The organism is Verrucosispora sp. WMMD703 (assembly GCF_049178935.1).
Classification (GTDB): domain Bacteria; phylum Actinomycetota; class Actinomycetes; order Mycobacteriales; family Micromonosporaceae; genus Micromonospora; species Micromonospora sediminimaris.
Genome location: NZ_JBMHMM010000004.1, coordinates 1,714,067 through 1,729,381, shown reverse-complemented (window position 1 = coordinate 1,729,381; position 15,315 = coordinate 1,714,067). Strand labels below are relative to the sequence as shown.

At 71.5% G+C, this 15,315-nt stretch carries 15 protein-coding genes; 4 read left to right on the top strand and 11 right to left on the bottom strand.

Going from position 1 to position 15,315, the window contains the following annotated elements; genetic code table 11:
- Positions 1 to 6: 6 nt before the first annotated feature.
- The gene (locus ACN26Z_RS08605; protein WP_421460592.1) at positions 7 to 528 is read left to right on the top strand and encodes a DinB family protein; all 522 of its coding nucleotides are present in this window, start codon (positions 7 to 9) and stop codon (positions 526 to 528) included.
- A gap of 27 nt (positions 529 to 555) precedes the next feature.
- Here the strand turns inward: ACN26Z_RS08605 and ACN26Z_RS08600 are convergent, their stop codons facing one another.
- The 3 genes from ACN26Z_RS08600 to ACN26Z_RS08590 form a co-directional block, all read right to left on the bottom strand.
- Positions 556 to 1,176, bottom strand: coding sequence for an HAD family hydrolase (locus ACN26Z_RS08600; RefSeq protein WP_282239698.1), 621 nt, complete (start codon positions 1,174 to 1,176; stop codon positions 556 to 558).
- Entirely contained in the window at positions 1,176 to 4,790 is a 3,615-nt protein-coding gene (smc, locus tag ACN26Z_RS08595; protein WP_282239699.1) for a chromosome segregation protein SMC, read from the bottom strand. Before smc ends, ACN26Z_RS08600 begins: the two co-directional genes overlap by 1 nt.
- A 302-nt stretch (positions 4,791 to 5,092) precedes the next feature.
- Complete coding sequence (locus tag ACN26Z_RS08590; protein WP_093401709.1) at positions 5,093 to 5,287, bottom strand: hypothetical protein; 195 nt, start codon at positions 5,285 to 5,287, stop codon at positions 5,093 to 5,095.
- Between the two features lie 371 nt (positions 5,288 to 5,658).
- Here ACN26Z_RS08590 and ACN26Z_RS08585 point away from each other — a divergent pair, with 371 nt between their 5' ends.
- On the top strand, positions 5,659 to 7,047 hold the full coding sequence (locus ACN26Z_RS08585; protein WP_421460591.1) for a CAP domain-containing protein: 1,389 nt from the start codon (positions 5,659 to 5,661) through the stop codon (positions 7,045 to 7,047).
- 108 nt (positions 7,048 to 7,155) lie between these two features.
- Entirely contained in the window at positions 7,156 to 7,998 is an 843-nt protein-coding gene (locus tag ACN26Z_RS08580) for an endo alpha-1,4 polygalactosaminidase (protein ID WP_421460590.1), read from the top strand.
- A gap of 35 nt (positions 7,999 to 8,033) precedes the next feature.
- Here the strand turns inward: ACN26Z_RS08580 and mutM are convergent, their stop codons facing one another.
- The 8 genes from mutM to rsmD form a co-directional block, all read right to left on the bottom strand.
- The gene (gene mutM / locus ACN26Z_RS08575) at positions 8,034 to 8,891 is read right to left on the bottom strand and encodes a bifunctional DNA-formamidopyrimidine glycosylase/DNA-(apurinic or apyrimidinic site) lyase (protein ID WP_282239702.1); all 858 of its coding nucleotides are present in this window, start codon (positions 8,889 to 8,891) and stop codon (positions 8,034 to 8,036) included.
- Positions 8,884 to 9,744, bottom strand: a complete 861-nt coding sequence (gene rnc / locus ACN26Z_RS08570) for a ribonuclease III (RefSeq protein ID WP_421460589.1) — start codon at positions 9,742 to 9,744, stop codon at positions 8,884 to 8,886. Before rnc ends, mutM begins: the two co-directional genes overlap by 8 nt.
- On the bottom strand, positions 9,741 to 10,703 hold the full coding sequence (locus tag ACN26Z_RS08565; RefSeq protein ID WP_232511053.1) for a phosphate acyltransferase PlsX: 963 nt from the start codon (positions 10,701 to 10,703) through the stop codon (positions 9,741 to 9,743). Before ACN26Z_RS08565 ends, rnc begins: the two co-directional genes overlap by 4 nt.
- Before the next feature lie 120 nt (positions 10,704 to 10,823).
- Positions 10,824 to 10,997 (bottom strand): 50S ribosomal protein L32, encoded by a 174-nt coding sequence (rpmF, locus tag ACN26Z_RS08560; protein ID WP_091435485.1) that lies wholly within the window; start codon positions 10,995 to 10,997, stop codon positions 10,824 to 10,826.
- Between the two features lie 5 nt (positions 10,998 to 11,002).
- Entirely contained in the window at positions 11,003 to 11,566 is a 564-nt protein-coding gene (locus ACN26Z_RS08555) for a YceD family protein (protein WP_093401714.1), read from the bottom strand.
- Positions 11,567 to 11,736: 170 nt separating this feature from the next.
- Positions 11,737 to 12,234 (bottom strand): hypothetical protein, encoded by a 498-nt coding sequence (locus ACN26Z_RS08550; RefSeq protein WP_093401715.1) that lies wholly within the window; start codon positions 12,232 to 12,234, stop codon positions 11,737 to 11,739.
- A gap of 229 nt (positions 12,235 to 12,463) precedes the next feature.
- Positions 12,464 to 12,949 carry a pantetheine-phosphate adenylyltransferase gene (coaD, locus tag ACN26Z_RS08545; protein ID WP_093401716.1) on the bottom strand — a complete coding sequence of 162 codons (486 nt, stop codon included), beginning with the start codon at positions 12,947 to 12,949 and terminating at the stop codon, positions 12,464 to 12,466.
- Positions 12,946 to 13,509: a 16S rRNA (guanine(966)-N(2))-methyltransferase RsmD gene (gene rsmD / locus ACN26Z_RS08540; protein ID WP_421460588.1), complete on the bottom strand. Its 564-nt coding sequence runs from the start codon at positions 13,507 to 13,509 to the stop codon at positions 12,946 to 12,948. Before rsmD ends, coaD begins: the two co-directional genes overlap by 4 nt.
- A 285-nt stretch (positions 13,510 to 13,794) precedes the next feature.
- Between rsmD and ACN26Z_RS08535 the strand changes: the two genes are divergently transcribed.
- Positions 13,795 to 15,297 carry a cell wall anchor protein gene (locus tag ACN26Z_RS08535; RefSeq protein ID WP_421460587.1) on the top strand — a complete coding sequence of 501 codons (1,503 nt, stop codon included), beginning with the start codon at positions 13,795 to 13,797 and terminating at the stop codon, positions 15,295 to 15,297.
- Positions 15,298 to 15,315: the final 18 nt, after the last annotated feature.

Genomic DNA, 15,315 nt, shown 5'->3' with positions numbered 1-15,315 from the left:
CCCCGGATGACATGGACAGCACCGGCGGTCGACCGGACCCCTGAGCCCTACGTCGGCGACGAGCGCACCATGCTGGAGGGCTGGCTGGATTATCACCGGCAAACCCTGCTGCTCAAGTGCGCGGGCCTCACCGCCGAGCAGCTGCGCACCGCCAGCGTCGAGCCGTCCGGCCTCACCCTGCTCGGGCTGGTCCGGCATCTGGCCGAGGTGGAGGCGTGGTGGTTCCGGGAGAACTTCGCCGGTGAGCCGGTGGACTACCCCTACTACACGCCCGACGATCCGGACGCCGATCACGACGTCAGCGCCGCCGACGCCGAGGCGGACTTCGCCACCTTCCACCGGGAGGTGGCGCTGGCCCGCGCCGCCGTCGTCGGTCGGTCGCTCGACGAGACGTTCACCGAGGTGGGCCCGAAACGACGCACGTTCAACCTGCGCTGGGTCTACGTCCACATGATCGAGGAGTACGCCCGACACAACGGGCACGCCGACCTGATCCGGGAACGCATCGACGGCGTCGTCGGCGACTGACGGAGAGCGTGACTGGTCGGCGCCGGCTCAGCCGGCCAGGACGGCGCGCAGGTAGCGCAGGTCGGCCGGCCCGTTCCAGCGGTACGCCGACAGCCCGGCGGCCCGGGCCCCGCTGATCGCCCGGTCCTCGTCGTCGACGAAGAGCACCCGGGCCGGCGGCGTGTCCAGCGCCGCACAGGCGGCCTGGAAGTACTCGGGCGCCGGTTTGTGCACCCCGATGACCGAGGAGTTGACCACCACGTCCAACTCGTCGGTGAGGCCCAACGCAGCCAGGTCGGCGTCGAGCAGATCGGTGGCGTTGGTGCCGAGCCCGACCCGGATGCCAGCGGCCCTCGCCTCGCGAACGAACGTGAGCACCTCCGGGTCGACCTCACCGCGATAGCGCTGCCACTGCGCCACCGCCGCACGCGCCCGCCCGGCGTCACCCACGGACGGCGTGAGCGCGTCGGCCACGCTTGTCATCCAGTCGGCGTGGCTGACCTGGCCGGTGAGCACCGGTTGCAGCCGCCCCCACTGCATGGCGATCTCGCCGAGCACACCGGCGGAGAGGCCGTACTCCCGCTCCACGCCGGCGGCGACCGCCGGATCCCAGCGCCGCAGCACACCGTCGAAATCCACCAGGAGCGCCGTCGCGCGTTCCCGAGCCACTACCCGTTCTCCTCGCCGCGGCCCTGCCGCTCGTCATCCCCGTCGGCCCGGTTGAGCCGTTGACTGATCACCTGGGTCACCCCGCCGCGCATGGTCACACCGTAGAGCGCGTCAGCGATCTCCATCGTCCGCTTCTGGTGCGTGATGACGATCAGCTGGCTCTTCTCCCGCAGTTGCGCCAGCAGGGTGATCAGCCGGCCCAGGTTCACGTCGTCGAGGGCTGCCTCCACCTCGTCCATGATGTAGAACGGGCTCGGCCGGGCGCGGAAGATCGCCACCAGCATCGCCACCGCGGTCAGCGACCGCTCACCGCCGGAGAGCAACGACAGCCGTTTGATCTTCTTGCCCGGCGGGCGGGCCTCGACCTCGACGCCGGTGGTCAGCAGATCGTCCGGGTCGGTGAGGATCAGCCGGCCCTCACCACCGGGGAACAGCACGGTGAAGACCTGCTCGAACTCTCGGGCGGTGTCGGCGAAGGCGCTGGCGAAGACCTCCAGAATCCGCTCGTCGACATCCTTGACCACGGTGAGCAGGTCCCGCCGGGTCGCCTTGAGATCCTCCAACTGCTCGGAGAGGAATTTGTACCGCTCCTCCAGCGCCGCGAACTCCTCCAGGGCGAGCGGGTTGACCTTGCCCAGCAGGGCGAGTTCCCGTTCGGCCTTGGCGGCCCGCTTCTCCTGCACCGGGCGTTCGTAGCGGACCGGCTCGGGCACCGGCAGACCGTCCCGTTCGGCGGCGGCCACCTCCGCTTCGGTGGGCGGCACCAGCTGACTCGGGCCGTACTCGGCGACCAGGGTTTCGACGGTCAGGCCGAAGTCCTCGGCAGCCTTGGCCTCCAACTGCTCGATGCGCAACCGCTGCTCGGCGCGGGCGACCTCGTCCCGGTGCACCTGACTGGTGAGCCGTTCCAGTTCCGCACCGAACCGTTTCGCGGCGGCCCGCACCTCCTGCAGCTCCGCCTCGCGGGTGGCCCGTTCCCGCGCCACCGCGTCGCGGTGTTCCTCGGCCCGGGCGATGCTGCTGGTCAGCTGGGTCAACGCCGTCCGCGCGCCACCGGCCACCGCGCGGGCGATGGCGGCGCCCCGGGTGCGCGCCGCGCGCCGGGCCGCCGCCCGTTCCCGGGCCGCCCGCTCGGCACCGGCCTGCCGACGCAGCGAGTCGGCCCGCCCGGCGATCGAGGCGACCCGCTCCTCGGCGGTACGCACCGCGAGCCGGACCTCCATCTCGTTCTGCCGGGCCTGCGGCACCATGGCGGCGAACTGGTCGCGTTCCTCGGTGGAGGGTTCCGCGTCGATCGGGGTGGCCTCGGCCAACCGCAGCCGCTCCTCCAGCTCGGCCAGGGTGGTCAGGTCCCGTTCCCGGGCCGCCTCGGCACGGGACCGGGACTCGCCGAGGCGGTCGGTCTCCGCCTTTGCCGACCGAGCGGCGGCACCCAACTCGGCGAGCCGGCGTGCCGCGGCGTTGCGGTGGCTCTCCGCCTCCCGCTTGGCCGCTGCGGCGTGCTGCACCGCCTCCTTGACCTTGGCCACCTCGGCACGCGCCTCGACCAGCTGCTCCCGCAGGTCGGCGCTGGTCCGCTCGGCGGCCAACCGATTGGCCCGGGCTTCCTCGACGGCCGCCTGCACCTCGATGTAACTCGGTGCCTTGGCCGACCCGCCGGCCGCCGCGTACGCGCCCACCACGTCACCCTCCCGGGTGACCGCCCGCAGCTCAGGATGTGCGCTGACCACCTCGGCGGCGGCGGACAGGTCCGCCACCAGCACCACGTCCCGCAGCGCCCGGTACACCGCGGGCCGGATCTGGGCGTCGCAGTCGACCAGGTCGGGTGCCCACTGGGCGCCGTCGGGCAGTTTCGGACGCAATGCGTCGGCCGAGCCGGTCATTCCCGGCCCGGCGGGGCTGCCGACGAGCAGTCCGGCCCGCCCGGCGTCCGAGATCTTCAGCAGCCGCATCGCCTCGACGGCCTCGTCCACGCCGGTCACCGCGACCGCGTCGGCCAGCCCGCCGAGCGCCGCGGCGAGCGCCGCCTCGTGGCCCGGAGCCACCGTGAGCAGGCCGGCGAGGCCGCCCAGCAGGCCGGGTACCTGGTCGGCGCGGGCCAGCAGGGCCCCAGCGCCGTCCTTGCGACGCAGGCCCAGAGCGAGCGCCTCCTCCCGGGCCTTCCAGGTGGCGGCGTCCTTCTCCGCCGCCCGTTCCGCGTCCGACAGGGACCGGACCGTGGCCTGTGCCTGTTCCTGGGTGGCGACGGCCTCGGCGTGCCGGGCGTCCAGGTCGGCGTTGTCACGGTCCGCCTCGGTGGACTGCTCGGCGACCGCGTCCAGCTCCGCCTGGGCCCGCTCGGCGCGCGCCATCGCGTCGGTGTGCGCGGCGGCGAGCCGCTCGATCTCCTCCCCGGCGCTTGTGGTCCGCGCCCGGGCGGAGTTCACCTGCCCGGTCAGCCGGGCCAGGCCCTCCCGCCGGTCGGCGATCGCCTTCGCGGCGGCGACCAGTTCCCGCTCGGCGGCGGCGAGCTGACGCTCCAGCTCCTGGCGGTGCTCGACCGCCTCGGCGAGCCGGACCTGGTCGTCGGTGAGCGCCGCGCGCAGTTCCTCCTCCTGTTCGCGGACCCGTTCGGCCTCGGCCTCCAGTTGTTCCGGGTCGCGGCCCGGGCGCTCGTCGTCCGGCGTGGCGGTCAGGTGCCGCAGCCGTTCGACGGCGAGCTGCTCGATCGAGCGGAACCGCTCCTGCAACGCCGAGAGCTTGTACCAGGTGTCCTGAGCGGCGGCCAGCAGCGGGGCATCGGAGGCCAGCGCCTCCTCCAACTCGCCGAGGCGGGACTGCACCTCGGCGTGCTCCGCCTCGACCTGCTCGCGGCGCTGCCGAAGCGCGGTCTCGTCCGCGATCTCCTTGTCCAGGGTGGTCCGCAGGGTGGCGAGGTCGTCGGCGAGCAGCCGCAGTCGGGCGTCGCGCAGGTTGGCCTGGATCACCGCGGCCCGGCGGGCCACCTCGGCCTGCCGTCCGAGGGGTTTGAGCTGTCGGCGCAGCTCGACGGTGAGGTCGGTGAGCCGGTTGAGGTTGGTCTGCATCGCGTCGAGCTTGCGCAGCGCCTTTTCCTTGCGCTTGCGGTGCTTGAGGACGCCGGCCGCCTCCTCGATGAACGCCCGCCGGTCTTCCGGCTTGGCGTGCAGCATCCCGTCGAGCCGCCCCTGCCCGACGATGATGTGCATCTCCCGGCCGATGCCGGAGTCCGACAGCAGTTCCTGAATGTCGAGCAGTCGACACGAGTCGCCGTTGATCTCGTATTCGCTCTCGCCGGAGCGGAACATCCGGCGGGTGATGGAGACCTCGGTGTACTCGATCGGCAGCGCACCGTCGGTGTTGTCGATGGTGAGGGTCACCTCGGCTCGGCCCAGCGGGGCGCGCCCGGCGGTGCCGGCGAAGATGACGTCTTCCATCTTTCCGCCGCGCAACGCCTTGGCGCCCTGCTCGCCGAGCACCCAGGCGATGGCGTCGACGACGTTTGACTTGCCGGAGCCGTTCGGGCCCACCACGCAGGTGATCCCCGGCTCCAGCTTGAGCGTCGTCGCGGAGGCGAAAGACTTGAAGCCCTTCACCGTCAGGCTCTTGAGATGCACCTTCTCGACTCTCGTCCGGTGGCCGCCGTACCGTCGCCCGGCTGCGCGGACCCTGGTAAACCCGCAGACTAACCCGGGACCGGGTGGCGCACCCGACGCGACCCACCTGCCGGCCGCCGGACACCGACCGGACCACACCGTCACACCGAACGGCCGATGCGATCGGCTACGCACAGAGCTGCGCGCCGGCACATCGTGTCGGCGCGCTCGGTGCGGTGGTGCTATTCAGTTGTGGCGACCGGTTGGGTTCAGTCGCTCGTGCGGCGACCGGTGGGTCCAGTCGCTCGTGCGGACCAGGTAGGTCAGGTCAGCGCGGGCTCGGCCAGACGAAGCAGATCGTCTGCCTCCGCCGCAGCCGCCGCGAGCCGATCGTTCTCGGCACGCAGTCGCGTGACCTCGAACTCCAGTGACTGAACCCTGGCACGCAGTCGGGTGACCTCGTCGAGCAGGCGCCGGTCGGGCGCCGCACCTACGTGGCCGTAGAGGGCCTTCGCCATTTTTACTCCTTGATGTGCGCTGCCGGAGAGGCCGGCCAACGCGCGCCCCTGTGAACGCGACTACCATTCCCACAATTTCTGGGCATGGCCGGGCGCGACTGGCGACATCACCATATTGAGCCGACAGCCCCTGCTTCGTCAAGTTCACGCAGGCCGTAGATCATCTCGGCGTCGGCCACACCCGTCTCGGGGGACTGCCACGAGGCGCGGACACGCTCTGTCCGGACGCCCCGACTCTACGCTCCGGAATCACTGAATACCTCACCCGGACGTACAGGCTCCTCTTAACTCTTCCTTAGCCAGATTGCTGCTGCTCAGACACAACACGTAGCGTCACCCCGGCCCGTAACTGACCCGTGGAGGCGACAGGCGTGCACGGCTGGAATGATCCGATCGACCCGGAGCACACCCCGCGGCGAGCGGAACCACCGACCGACGACCCGGCCTGGTTGACCGACCGGCCGGCGCCACGGTCGTCCTACCTGTTCGGCGACGACCCGGAGGACCCGTCCGACGGGTGGTACCGCGACCAGCCGACCGAGCAGTGGCGGTCCGACGCCACGCAGTCCTACCAGGCGGCGGAGACATACCAGCCGGCGGAGCAGCCGTACCCGGCGACGGGGCAGCACTGGTACGACACCTCGGGCTCGTTCCACCACGACACCTCGGGCTCGTTCCACCACGACACCTCGGGCTCGTTCCACCCGGAGACCGGCTCGTTCCACCAGGGGCCCGGGCGGCACCACCGCGACGACGACCGCACCGCCGTCCATGCCGCCGATTGGCCCACGCACCACGCGTCGCCGCAGGACAGCTCGTACGCCTACGATGATCGGCTCGATCGGTACACCGATCAGGCAGTCGGGTACTCCGACCGGAGCAGTGCGTACGCCGAGCCGGTCGTCGTTCCTCACTACGGGCCGCAGACCGGGCACCGGGAGGTGGCCGGGGTCGACGAGTCGGCGCTCGAACCGACCGCCCCGGCCCGTCGGTCCCGCCGGCTGCCGCGCCCCCTGGTGATGGGCGGCGCCGCCGCAGCCGCCACCCTCGTGGTGAGCATCGGCGTCGCGGCCCTCGCGCTGCCCGGTGACGACACCCCCACCAACTCCACGGCCGGCGAGGCACCGGTCGCCAGCGCGCCCGCCGTGCCGGAAGAGGATCAGGAACTGGCGCTGGATCTGCCCGAGAGCCAGAGCCCGAGCGCCACTCCCAGCCCGAGCGTCTCCCCCAGCGCCGCGACGGCGTCGCCGTCACCGAGTCGGACGACCCGGCCCAAGCCCGCGCCCTCGCGCAGCACGGCCCCCTCCCGGCTCAGCGCCGAACGCCAGGGCAGCCCGAGCCGGGCGGCCTCCGCCGCTCCGTCCTCCTCCGGCGACGTCGCCTCGGAGGCGGCCGAGGTGGTCGCGCTTGTCAACGCCGAGCGGGCGAAGGCCGGCTGCGGCGCCCTGAGCATCGACGACAAGCTGATGACCGCGGCCCAGCGGCACAGCCAGGACCAGGCCGACCACAAGAACATGTCGCACACCGGCAGTGACGGTAGCGATCCCGGCGACCGGATCGATCGGGTCGACTACGCCTGGCGCACGTACGGCGAAAACGTCGCCTGGAACCAGCGGACTCCGGCGGCCGTCATGGACGCCTGGATGAACAGCGACGGACACCGTGCCAACATCCTCAACTGCGCCTTCACCGAGATCGGCGTCGGTGTGGCGAGCAGCAACGGCCCGTACTGGACGCAGGTGTTCGCCGCACCACGCTGAGCGCGAGTCCTTGTCGGGTCTGCGCTCGTTTGACCGGGTGGGTACGCCGAGACCCGGCGTACCGGCTCGGGCGGCCCGACGCCGCCCCCGCGACCTGCGGAGCTGGCGATGCGGTACGGCCTGGGCGGGCGACCGGCGCGGTGGATGCACCGCCGGGCGCTGCCGGCCGGTCTGACGTTCACGCTGCTGGTCACGGCTGCCGCCTGCCGGCCTGACCTCACCCCGCCCGGGGCGCCGACAAGTTGGCCGACCAGTTCGGCGCGGCACTGGCAGTGGCAGTGGCAGTTGGACGGCGTGCTCGATCCGGACGTCGAGGCGGACGTCTTCGTCCTCGACCCGGTCGGCACCACCGCCGCACAGACCGCCGAGCTGCGCTCCCGGGACCGTCGGCTGGTCTGCCAGGTGCACATCGGGTCGGTGCGTCCGACCGACCCCGACGCCAGCCGCTACCCGGCACGGGTACGCGGCGCGACGATCGCGCGCAGCGGGCGCGTCTGGTTGGACGTACGCCGGTGGGACGTCCTGCGGCCGGTGCTGGCCGACCGGTTCCGGCTCTGCCGTGGGAAGGGTTTCGGCGCGGTGGTGTTCGCCGACGCCGACGGCTACGACCACCGGTCCGGCTTCGCGCTGGAATTCGACGACCAGTTGACGTTCAACCGCCGGGTCGCCACGCTGGCCCGTTCGCTCGACCTCTCCCCCGGCCTGCTCGGCGACCTGGCGCAGGTCGCCGCGCTCGCACCGGACTTCGACTTCGCCGTCAACGAGGAGTGCGTACGGCTTGGCCGGTGCGACAAGCTGTTGCCCTTCGTCGACGCCGGCAAGCCGGTGTTCCACGTCGAGTACACCGGCGACACCACCGACTTCTGCGTGACGAGCGTCGGCTACGGCTTCGCCTCGATCCGCAAGAACCGCACCCTGGACGCCTGGCGCCTGCCCTGCCCGTCACCCTGACGCGATCGCGGAGGCATCCGGCCGGGGTGGTGGTGTCAGGGGCGGGGCTTGATTCGGGGGCGCGGCTGGCAGCGAGGGCAGCTGTAGGACGACCGGTTCATGAACGCCTCGCGGCGAATCGGTGCGCCACAGCGACGGCAGGGCTGCCCCTCCCGTCCGTACGCGTTCAACGACCTGTCGAAGTAGCCGCTCTCGCCGTTGACGTTGACGTAGAGGGCGTCGAAGCTGGTGCCACCCGCGGTGATCGCCTCGTCGAGGACGTCCCGTACGTGCGCGAGCAGCCGCTGGGCGGCCGGGCCGGTAAGCGCGTCGGTGGACCGGGTGCCGTGCAGCCCGGCCCGCCACAGCGCCTCGTCGGCGTAGATGTTGCCCACGCCGGAGATCAGGCTCTGGTCGAGCAGCGCCCGCTTCACCTCGGTACGCCGCCGACGCAGCGCGGCCACGAACTCCGCGTCGGAGAACTCCGGGTCCAGTGGGTCGCGGGCGATGTGGGCGATTTCCGCCGGCAGTGTGCCACCACCCTCGCTGACCGAGAGCCCGCCGAACGTGCGCTGGTCGACGAAGCGCAGCTCGGGCCCGCCGTCGTCGAAGCGGAACCGGACCCGCAGATGCGTCTCGTCCGGCGCGTCCGTCGGTTGCAGCAGCAGTTGCCCGGACATCCCGAGGTGTCCGACGACGGCGTCCCCGCTGTCCAGCGGCAGCCAGAGATACTTTCCGCGTCGTCGGACGTCGAGCACCTTCCGGCCGGCCAGTACGTCCGCGAAGTGCGCTCCGCCGGGCGCATGGCGACGAACCGCCCGGGGGTGGCGCACCTCCACGGCGTGGATCCGGCGGCCGATGACCCAGCGGGACAGGCCCTGCCGGACGGTCTCCACCTCCGGCAGCTCAGGCATGGTGCGCCTGGGCTCCGACCTCGCCCACCACGTTCCGCTGGCCGTCCATCGCCACGTTCACCTGCTCGTTTGCCGCCCCGTCGGCGGTCGTACCGGTCCGGCCATCGGCGGTCGCCCCATCCTGGCCGTCGGCGGTCGCCTCCGCCTGCTCGGTGAGGGTCCGCCACGCCGACTCCGCAGCCCGCTGCTCGGCCTCCTTCTTGCTCCGCCCGTCAGCGCCGCCGTACCGGTTGCCGGCGACCACCACCCAGGCGGTGAAGGTTTTCAGGTGGTCGGGCCCGGTGCCCTCGATCCGGTATTCCGGAACGCCGAGGCCGAGCGCGGCGGTCAGTTCCTGAAGGCTGGTCTTCCAGTCGAGCGCGGCGCCCCGGCCGGCGGACTCGGCCATCAGCGGGTCGAACAGCCGGTGGATGACGATGGCGGCGGTGTCCAGGCCGTACTGGAGGTAGATCGCGCCGAGCAGCGCTTCGAGGGTGTCGGCGAGGATGCTGGCCTTGTCCCGACCCCCGGTGGTCTCCTCGCCCTTGCCGAGCAGCAGGTAGGGGCCGAGCCCGTCCGGGCCCAGGCCGCGTGCCACGTCGGCTAGCGCACGCATGTTGACCACGCTGGCCCGCAGCTTCGCCAGCTGGCCCTCGGGCAGGTCGGGGTGGTTCTGGAAGAGCGCGGTGGTGATCACCACACCCAGCACCGAGTCGCCGAGGAACTCCAGCCGCTCATTGGTGGGCAGCCCGCCGTTCTCGTACGCGTACGAACGGTGGGTGAGCGCGCGTTCCAGCAACTCCGGATCCAGTGAGACGCCGAAGGCGGCCTCCAGGTGGCCGATTGCCGGCCGCCGACGCTTGTCGTTGCTCATGATGTGCGTACCTCGGTGTCGGTCGTGCGATCGGTGCGGTTCTCGGCGAGCAGCGCGGCGACCCGCTCGGTGGCGTCACGCCGCCAGAGACGGGCGGCCAGGGCGATGCCGGAGGCGATGTCATCGGCGCGGGCGGCGCCATGGCAGACGACGACGGTGCCGGCCACGCCGAGCAGCGCGGCCGCCCGGGGCGCGCCGCCACCGGGCGGGGTCCCGCCGGCCATCGCGTACGCGCCTTCGACGGCTTTGAGCAGCACGTTACCGGTGAAACCGTCGGTGACCACCACATCGGCCCGCGTGCCGAGGCAGACGTCGTACCCCTCGACGAGCCCGACGTAGCGGGCCTCGCCGGGCAGTGCCGCCGCGCTGAGCACGGGGTCGGTGAGCCGCCGGGCACGGTCACCCTTGCCGGCTTCGGTGCCCACGGAGAGCAGCCCCACCCGGGGCGCGGCGACGCCGTGGGCGACTGCGGCGTAGGCGGCACCGAGCGCGGCGTGCCGGGCGAGAGTCGCCGGGTTCGGTTCCAGTGAGCCGCCGACGTCGAGCAGGACGACGGTGCCGGAGACGGCGGGCAGCGCGGCAGCGAGGGCCGGGCGCCGCACATCGGGCCAGCGTCCGAGGCCGAGGGCGGCGGCGGTGACGGTTGCGCCGGTGGAGCCGGCGGAGACCACCGCGTCGGCGTACCCGGCACGAACCGCCGCCACGGCCGCTCGGACGGTGGTCTCGGCGCGTGCCGCGCTGGGGTCGTCGGCCATCTCGACGACGGAGTGTGTCGGGCGGACCGTGATCCGGTCCCGTTGTGCCGGGTCCAGGGCGTCGATCAGCGCGCCGGCGGCCCTGGTCGGCCCGACGAGAAGCAGGTGCAGGTCCGGGTCGTCGCACACCGCCCGCAGAGCGCCGTCCACCACGACGGCGGGAGCCTCGTCCCCGCCGAGGAGGTCAACGGCGATCCGTGCGATGCCCGACTCCGTCTCGACGCCGACCGGCCTGGACCGGCCGGCGTCGGCCGGAGTTGCGGGCGATCGCCGGGGGGTGTGCGTCACCCGACCTGTGGTCGGAGACGTCACGCGCCGTCCGGGTCAGACCTCAAGGACCTGGCGGCCGTTGTAGGTGCCGCAGACCGAGCAGGCGGCGTGCGGCAGCTTCGCGGACTTGCACTGCGGGCAGGCGACGGTCGCGACCGCCGCGGCCTTCCAGTTCGCCCGGCGGGACCGGGTGTTGCTGCGCGACATCTTGCGCTTGGGGACGGCCACGGTTCTTACTCCTCTGTACGGGTCAGTTGCGACAGGCCCGCCCAACGCGGGTCAATCTGCTGGTGGCTGTGATCGGCCGGCAGATCGTCCCAGTGCACCCCGCATTCGGGGCACAGACCTGGGCAGTCCTGGCGGCAGAGCGGATTGTTCGGCAGCGCGAGCACCACCGCGTCCCGCAACGCCGGTTCCAGGTCGATCAGGTCTCCCTGCATTCGACCCACTTCGTCCTCTTCGGTGGTGGCGTCCGTGGTGCTGTTCTCGTACGCGTACAGCTCCTGGATCGTCACCGTCACCGAGTCGTTGATCTCGCGCAGGCAGCGACTGCACTCGCCCTGGATCGGACCGCTGACGGTCCCCGAGACGAGCACACCCTCGGACACCGACTCCATCCGCAGATCGAGGTCGAGGCCCGCGCCCTCCGGCACGCCGATCAACTCCACGCCGAGGTCCGACGGTGCCGGGACCACCCGTTCGACGGTACGCAGAGCACCAGGCCGACGCGGCAGCTCCCTCGTGTCGAGGACCAGCGGCGACCTGGGGTCGAGTGAAGTGGGTGAGTTCTTGGGCATAGTCAGACTCCGGCCGGTGAGAGGCCGACAAACGAGGTTACCTGGACGGACGCTCCAGCGTCGAATCGGGGGTGACCGGCCGTCCCGGCACCGGGAGCAGCGGATGATCCCGGCACTGGCGGACAGTCCGGCCGGCAGCGGACGATCCGTTCGACGACCCCGTGTGGTGGTCAGAAGGGCAGCGGACGCTCCGCCTCGTCGCCGGCGAAGGTGCCGATCTCCCGCAGCGCATGCATCTTGTCCCGGCCGCGCTCTATCGAGGCCAGCGCCCGGGTGAGGAACTGCTCGAAGTTGGCCAAGGCGGTGTCGACGTAGTCGTCGACCTCCTCGCGCAGCCGCTGCGCCTCCGCCCGTGCTTCGGCGATGATCCGGGCACCCTCGTGCTCGGCGGAGACGGTGATCTCGTTCACCGAGACCAGGCGGGCGTGTTCCGCCTCACCCTCGCTGATGATGCGGTCGGCCTCCCGCTTGCCGGCCTCCATGATCTTGTCACGCTCCTCCAGCAGGGCGGCGGCGCGGCGCAGGTCGGCAGGGAGTTCGGCGCGCAGTTCGTCGAGGGCCGCGACCATCTCACCCCGGTCGACCATGCAGTTGTTGCGCGACATCGGCACGGAGCGCGCCTGCTCCACGATGGTGATCAGTTCGTCGATGCGGTCGAGCGGGTCCACCGGTACCTCACTCCTGTCGTTCGTCGGGCCGACCTACATCATGCGGGCTGCGGCCGGTTTCCCGCTTCACCCATGATGTCGTCCCGCACCAACCCCGCACCGCCCTCTCCCCGGGCGTGTCGCCCCACCCCGCCTCGCGATCTTGCACTTTCCGTCCCCGCAAACCACATCGAAAGCGACAGAAGGGCGACCGGAACTGCAAGATCGCGTATGCGAGGGCGGCTCGTGGTCAGGCTGGTGGGGGGACCAGGCGGGCTTTGAGGGCGTCGCGGACCACGTCCGGGACGTGGGGCGTGACGTCGCCGCCCCACTTGGCCACGTCCTTGACCAGGCTGGACGAGAGGAAGGAGTAGAGCGGGTTGGTCGGCATGAACAGCGTCTCGACCCCGGCCAGGCCGATGTTCATCTGGGCCATCTGCAACTCGTAGTCGAAGTCGCTGACCGCCCGCAGACCCTTGATGAGCACGGTCGCCCGCTGCGCCCGGCAGAAGTCCACCAGCAGGCCCCGGAAGGATTCCACCCGCACATTGCCGTAGGAGGCGGTCACCTCCCGGAGCATGTCGATGCGCTCCTCCACGGTGAACAGGCCACTCTTCGACTGGTTTACCAGTACGCCGACGATCACCTCGTCGAACAGCCGGCTGGCCCGGCCGACGATGTCGAGGTGACCGTTGGTGACCGGGTCGAACGATCCGGGACACACCGCACGTCTCATGATCGGCGACCGTACCAAAGGGTGGTCTCGCCGTACCGGCGACTGCGCTGGCCAGTGATGCCTTCCACCCACTCGACCGGTCCGGCGCGGCTGGACCGCTCCACCACCACCAATGCCTCCGGCGTCAGCCAACCTCCGTCCACCAGAGCGGCGAGCATCGCGCGCACGCCGTCGTCCGGCAGGGCGTACGGCGGATCGGCGAAGACGACGTCGTACGGGTCACCCTCCGCACCGGCGGCCAGCACGGTGGCGACCTTGCCGGTGACCAGTCGGGCCGACGTGCCGACCCGCAGCGCCGCCAGGTTCTCCCGGATCACCCTGGCCGCACGCGGGTCGGACTCGACCAGCAGCGCGTGCGCGGCGCCCCGGGACAGCGCCTCCAGGCCGACGGCGCCCGAGCCGGCGTAGAGGTCGGCGAAGCGGGCACCGTCGAGGTCCATCTCGGCCTCGACCGCACTGAACAACGCCTCACGTACCCGGTCGGAGGTGGGTCGGGTGCCGGCACCGGGCGGGGCGGCGATCCGACGACCGCCGAGGCTGCCCGCGACGATGCGGGTCATCGCTCGCTCCTGCTCACCTTCGTGACGCTACGCGAGACGAGAATCGGAGCGGGCGGCCCCCGTATGATCACCGTGGGTAGATCAATGATCTCACATTCATAACATCTCACTTAAGCTTCCCTGAGGGCTGTTTCGTTTCTCACGATCTCGCTAGGGTCTGCCCGGTGCCGGCGTCATGGCCGCCGGTCATCGGCACGGGAGGCACCCTCTCAGGCGCGGCACCTGCCGCCAGCGCCGTCCGTCCCGCCCGCGCCGACCCTGACGCTCTTCACCCCGGGAGTACGCGTGATCCGACCCAAGCTGTCGCTCCGGCGGCCGCTGGCTGTCCTGGCAGCCGCCCTCATCGGCCTGACCGGAGCAGCGGCGGTGGCCACCCCCGCCAGCGCCCACCACACCACCATCACCGCCACCGTCGTCTGCGACCAGCTCAGTGGTGAGCGGGTGATCACGTGGACGGTGGCCAACAGCGAGCGCAGGACTGCCGCCACGGTCAAGAAGGTGACCGCCGAGCCGTCGACTCCGGTCCAGGTTCTCGTGCCGGGCGCCGACCCCGTCGACCTGCAGGGCGTGGCGATCCCCCGGGGCGGCTCGGTCCAGGCCGTTCAGCGTGTTCCGGGCGCCACCGAGAGCGCCAAGCTCATCGTCGAGGGCCGCTGGGACAACCGTCGGGAGAGGACCAACGAGGGCACCATCAACCTCGCCGCCGACGGTGCGTGCACCCCGGCGCCGAAGTGCGTCGACGCCAGCGAGGCGAAGTACAGCCACACCTTCGACGGCCCGAAGGGCACCGCGACGGTCAAGCTGGAGGGTGACCTGCCGCTGTGCGGCGAGGAGAAGCAGTACTTCACCCTGGTGTCGTACTTCGCCCCGCGCCCCCAGTTCGCCACCCCGCAGTACGTCTACGGCGAGCCGGACAGCGACTTCCTCGGCGCCGGCCAGAACGAGATCGAGCTGAACGTCGGTGTCCCGGACTGCCACACCCAGGTCGACCTGATCTGGGGCGGCGTCGACGAGGTCATCGACCCGCTGGTCGAGGACGGCCCGCGCTACGGCTCGAAGAAGCTGGGCGACAAGGGTGCTCCCGGCAACCGCTCGTCGGGCCCGCAGGGCTGGTACAACGGCGGCAGCAAGAACTGCACCACCCCGGCGTCCACCTTCGCCTCCGCCTGCGACGGCAGCGTCACCGTCTCGCTGAGCAACGACGGTTCGATCTCCAAGTACCCGGTCGAGTTCGAGGTCCGGGCCGAGAACGGCTGGACCAAGACCGTCACGGTCGCGCCGGGCAAGGCCGACAACGAGACCGTGGTGCCCGCCGAGAACGCCGGCAAGATCGAGGTGCTGGTCGACGGCGAGGTCATCGAGAACGGCACGTACTCCTGGGAGCGTCCCGAGGACTGCCCGCTGCCGACGGTGACCACCGACGCGGACTGCGAGACCTTCGGGCTGACCGCGTCGAACCCGGAGGGTGGCATGCCGGTCAAGGTCGAGTTCACCTACGGCGACAAGACCGAGACCCGCACCGTCGCGCCGGGTTCGTCGGAGAAGGTCACCTTCCCGGCCGGTGACGAGGAGGCGGCGCTGGTCGTCCTGCCGGAGCTGGGCCTGGAGCTTGAGGTCGTCTACGCCCCCGAGGGCTGCGGCGGCGGTGGCGGCGGCGACGAGGAGCCGGGCCTGCCGGTGACCGGCGCTGCGGCCGGCGGCATCGCCGCAGGCGCGATCGCCCTGCTGGCGCTGGGCGCGGTCCTGTTCGTGATGGCACGGCGGCGGCGGATCCACTTCACCGCCTGAGCCGAGTTGAGCGTGCCC

What these genes read in the sequence shown, in the direction of transcription:
- ACN26Z_RS08605 (WP_421460592.1), top strand. Translation starts at nt 7, where the DNA reads ATGACATGGACAGCACCGGCGGTCGACCGGACCCCTGAGCCCTACGTC.
- ACN26Z_RS08590 (WP_093401709.1), bottom strand. Translation starts at nt 5,287, where the DNA reads ATGGCGAAGGCCCTCTACGGCCACGTAGGTGCGGCGCCCGACCGGCGC.
- ACN26Z_RS08580 (WP_421460590.1), top strand. Translation starts at nt 7,156, where the DNA reads ATGCGGTACGGCCTGGGCGGGCGACCGGCGCGGTGGATGCACCGCCGG.
- mutM (WP_282239702.1), bottom strand. Translation starts at nt 8,891, where the DNA reads ATGCCTGAGCTGCCGGAGGTGGAGACCGTCCGGCAGGGCCTGTCCCGC.
- rnc (WP_421460589.1), bottom strand. Translation starts at nt 9,744, where the DNA reads ATGAGCAACGACAAGCGTCGGCGGCCGGCAATCGGCCACCTGGAGGCC.
- ACN26Z_RS08555 (WP_093401714.1), bottom strand. Translation starts at nt 11,566, where the DNA reads ATGCCCAAGAACTCACCCACTTCACTCGACCCCAGGTCGCCGCTGGTC.
- coaD (WP_093401716.1), bottom strand. Translation starts at nt 12,949, where the DNA reads ATGAGACGTGCGGTGTGTCCCGGATCGTTCGACCCGGTCACCAACGGT.
- rsmD (WP_421460588.1), bottom strand. Translation starts at nt 13,509, where the DNA reads ATGACCCGCATCGTCGCGGGCAGCCTCGGCGGTCGTCGGATCGCCGCC.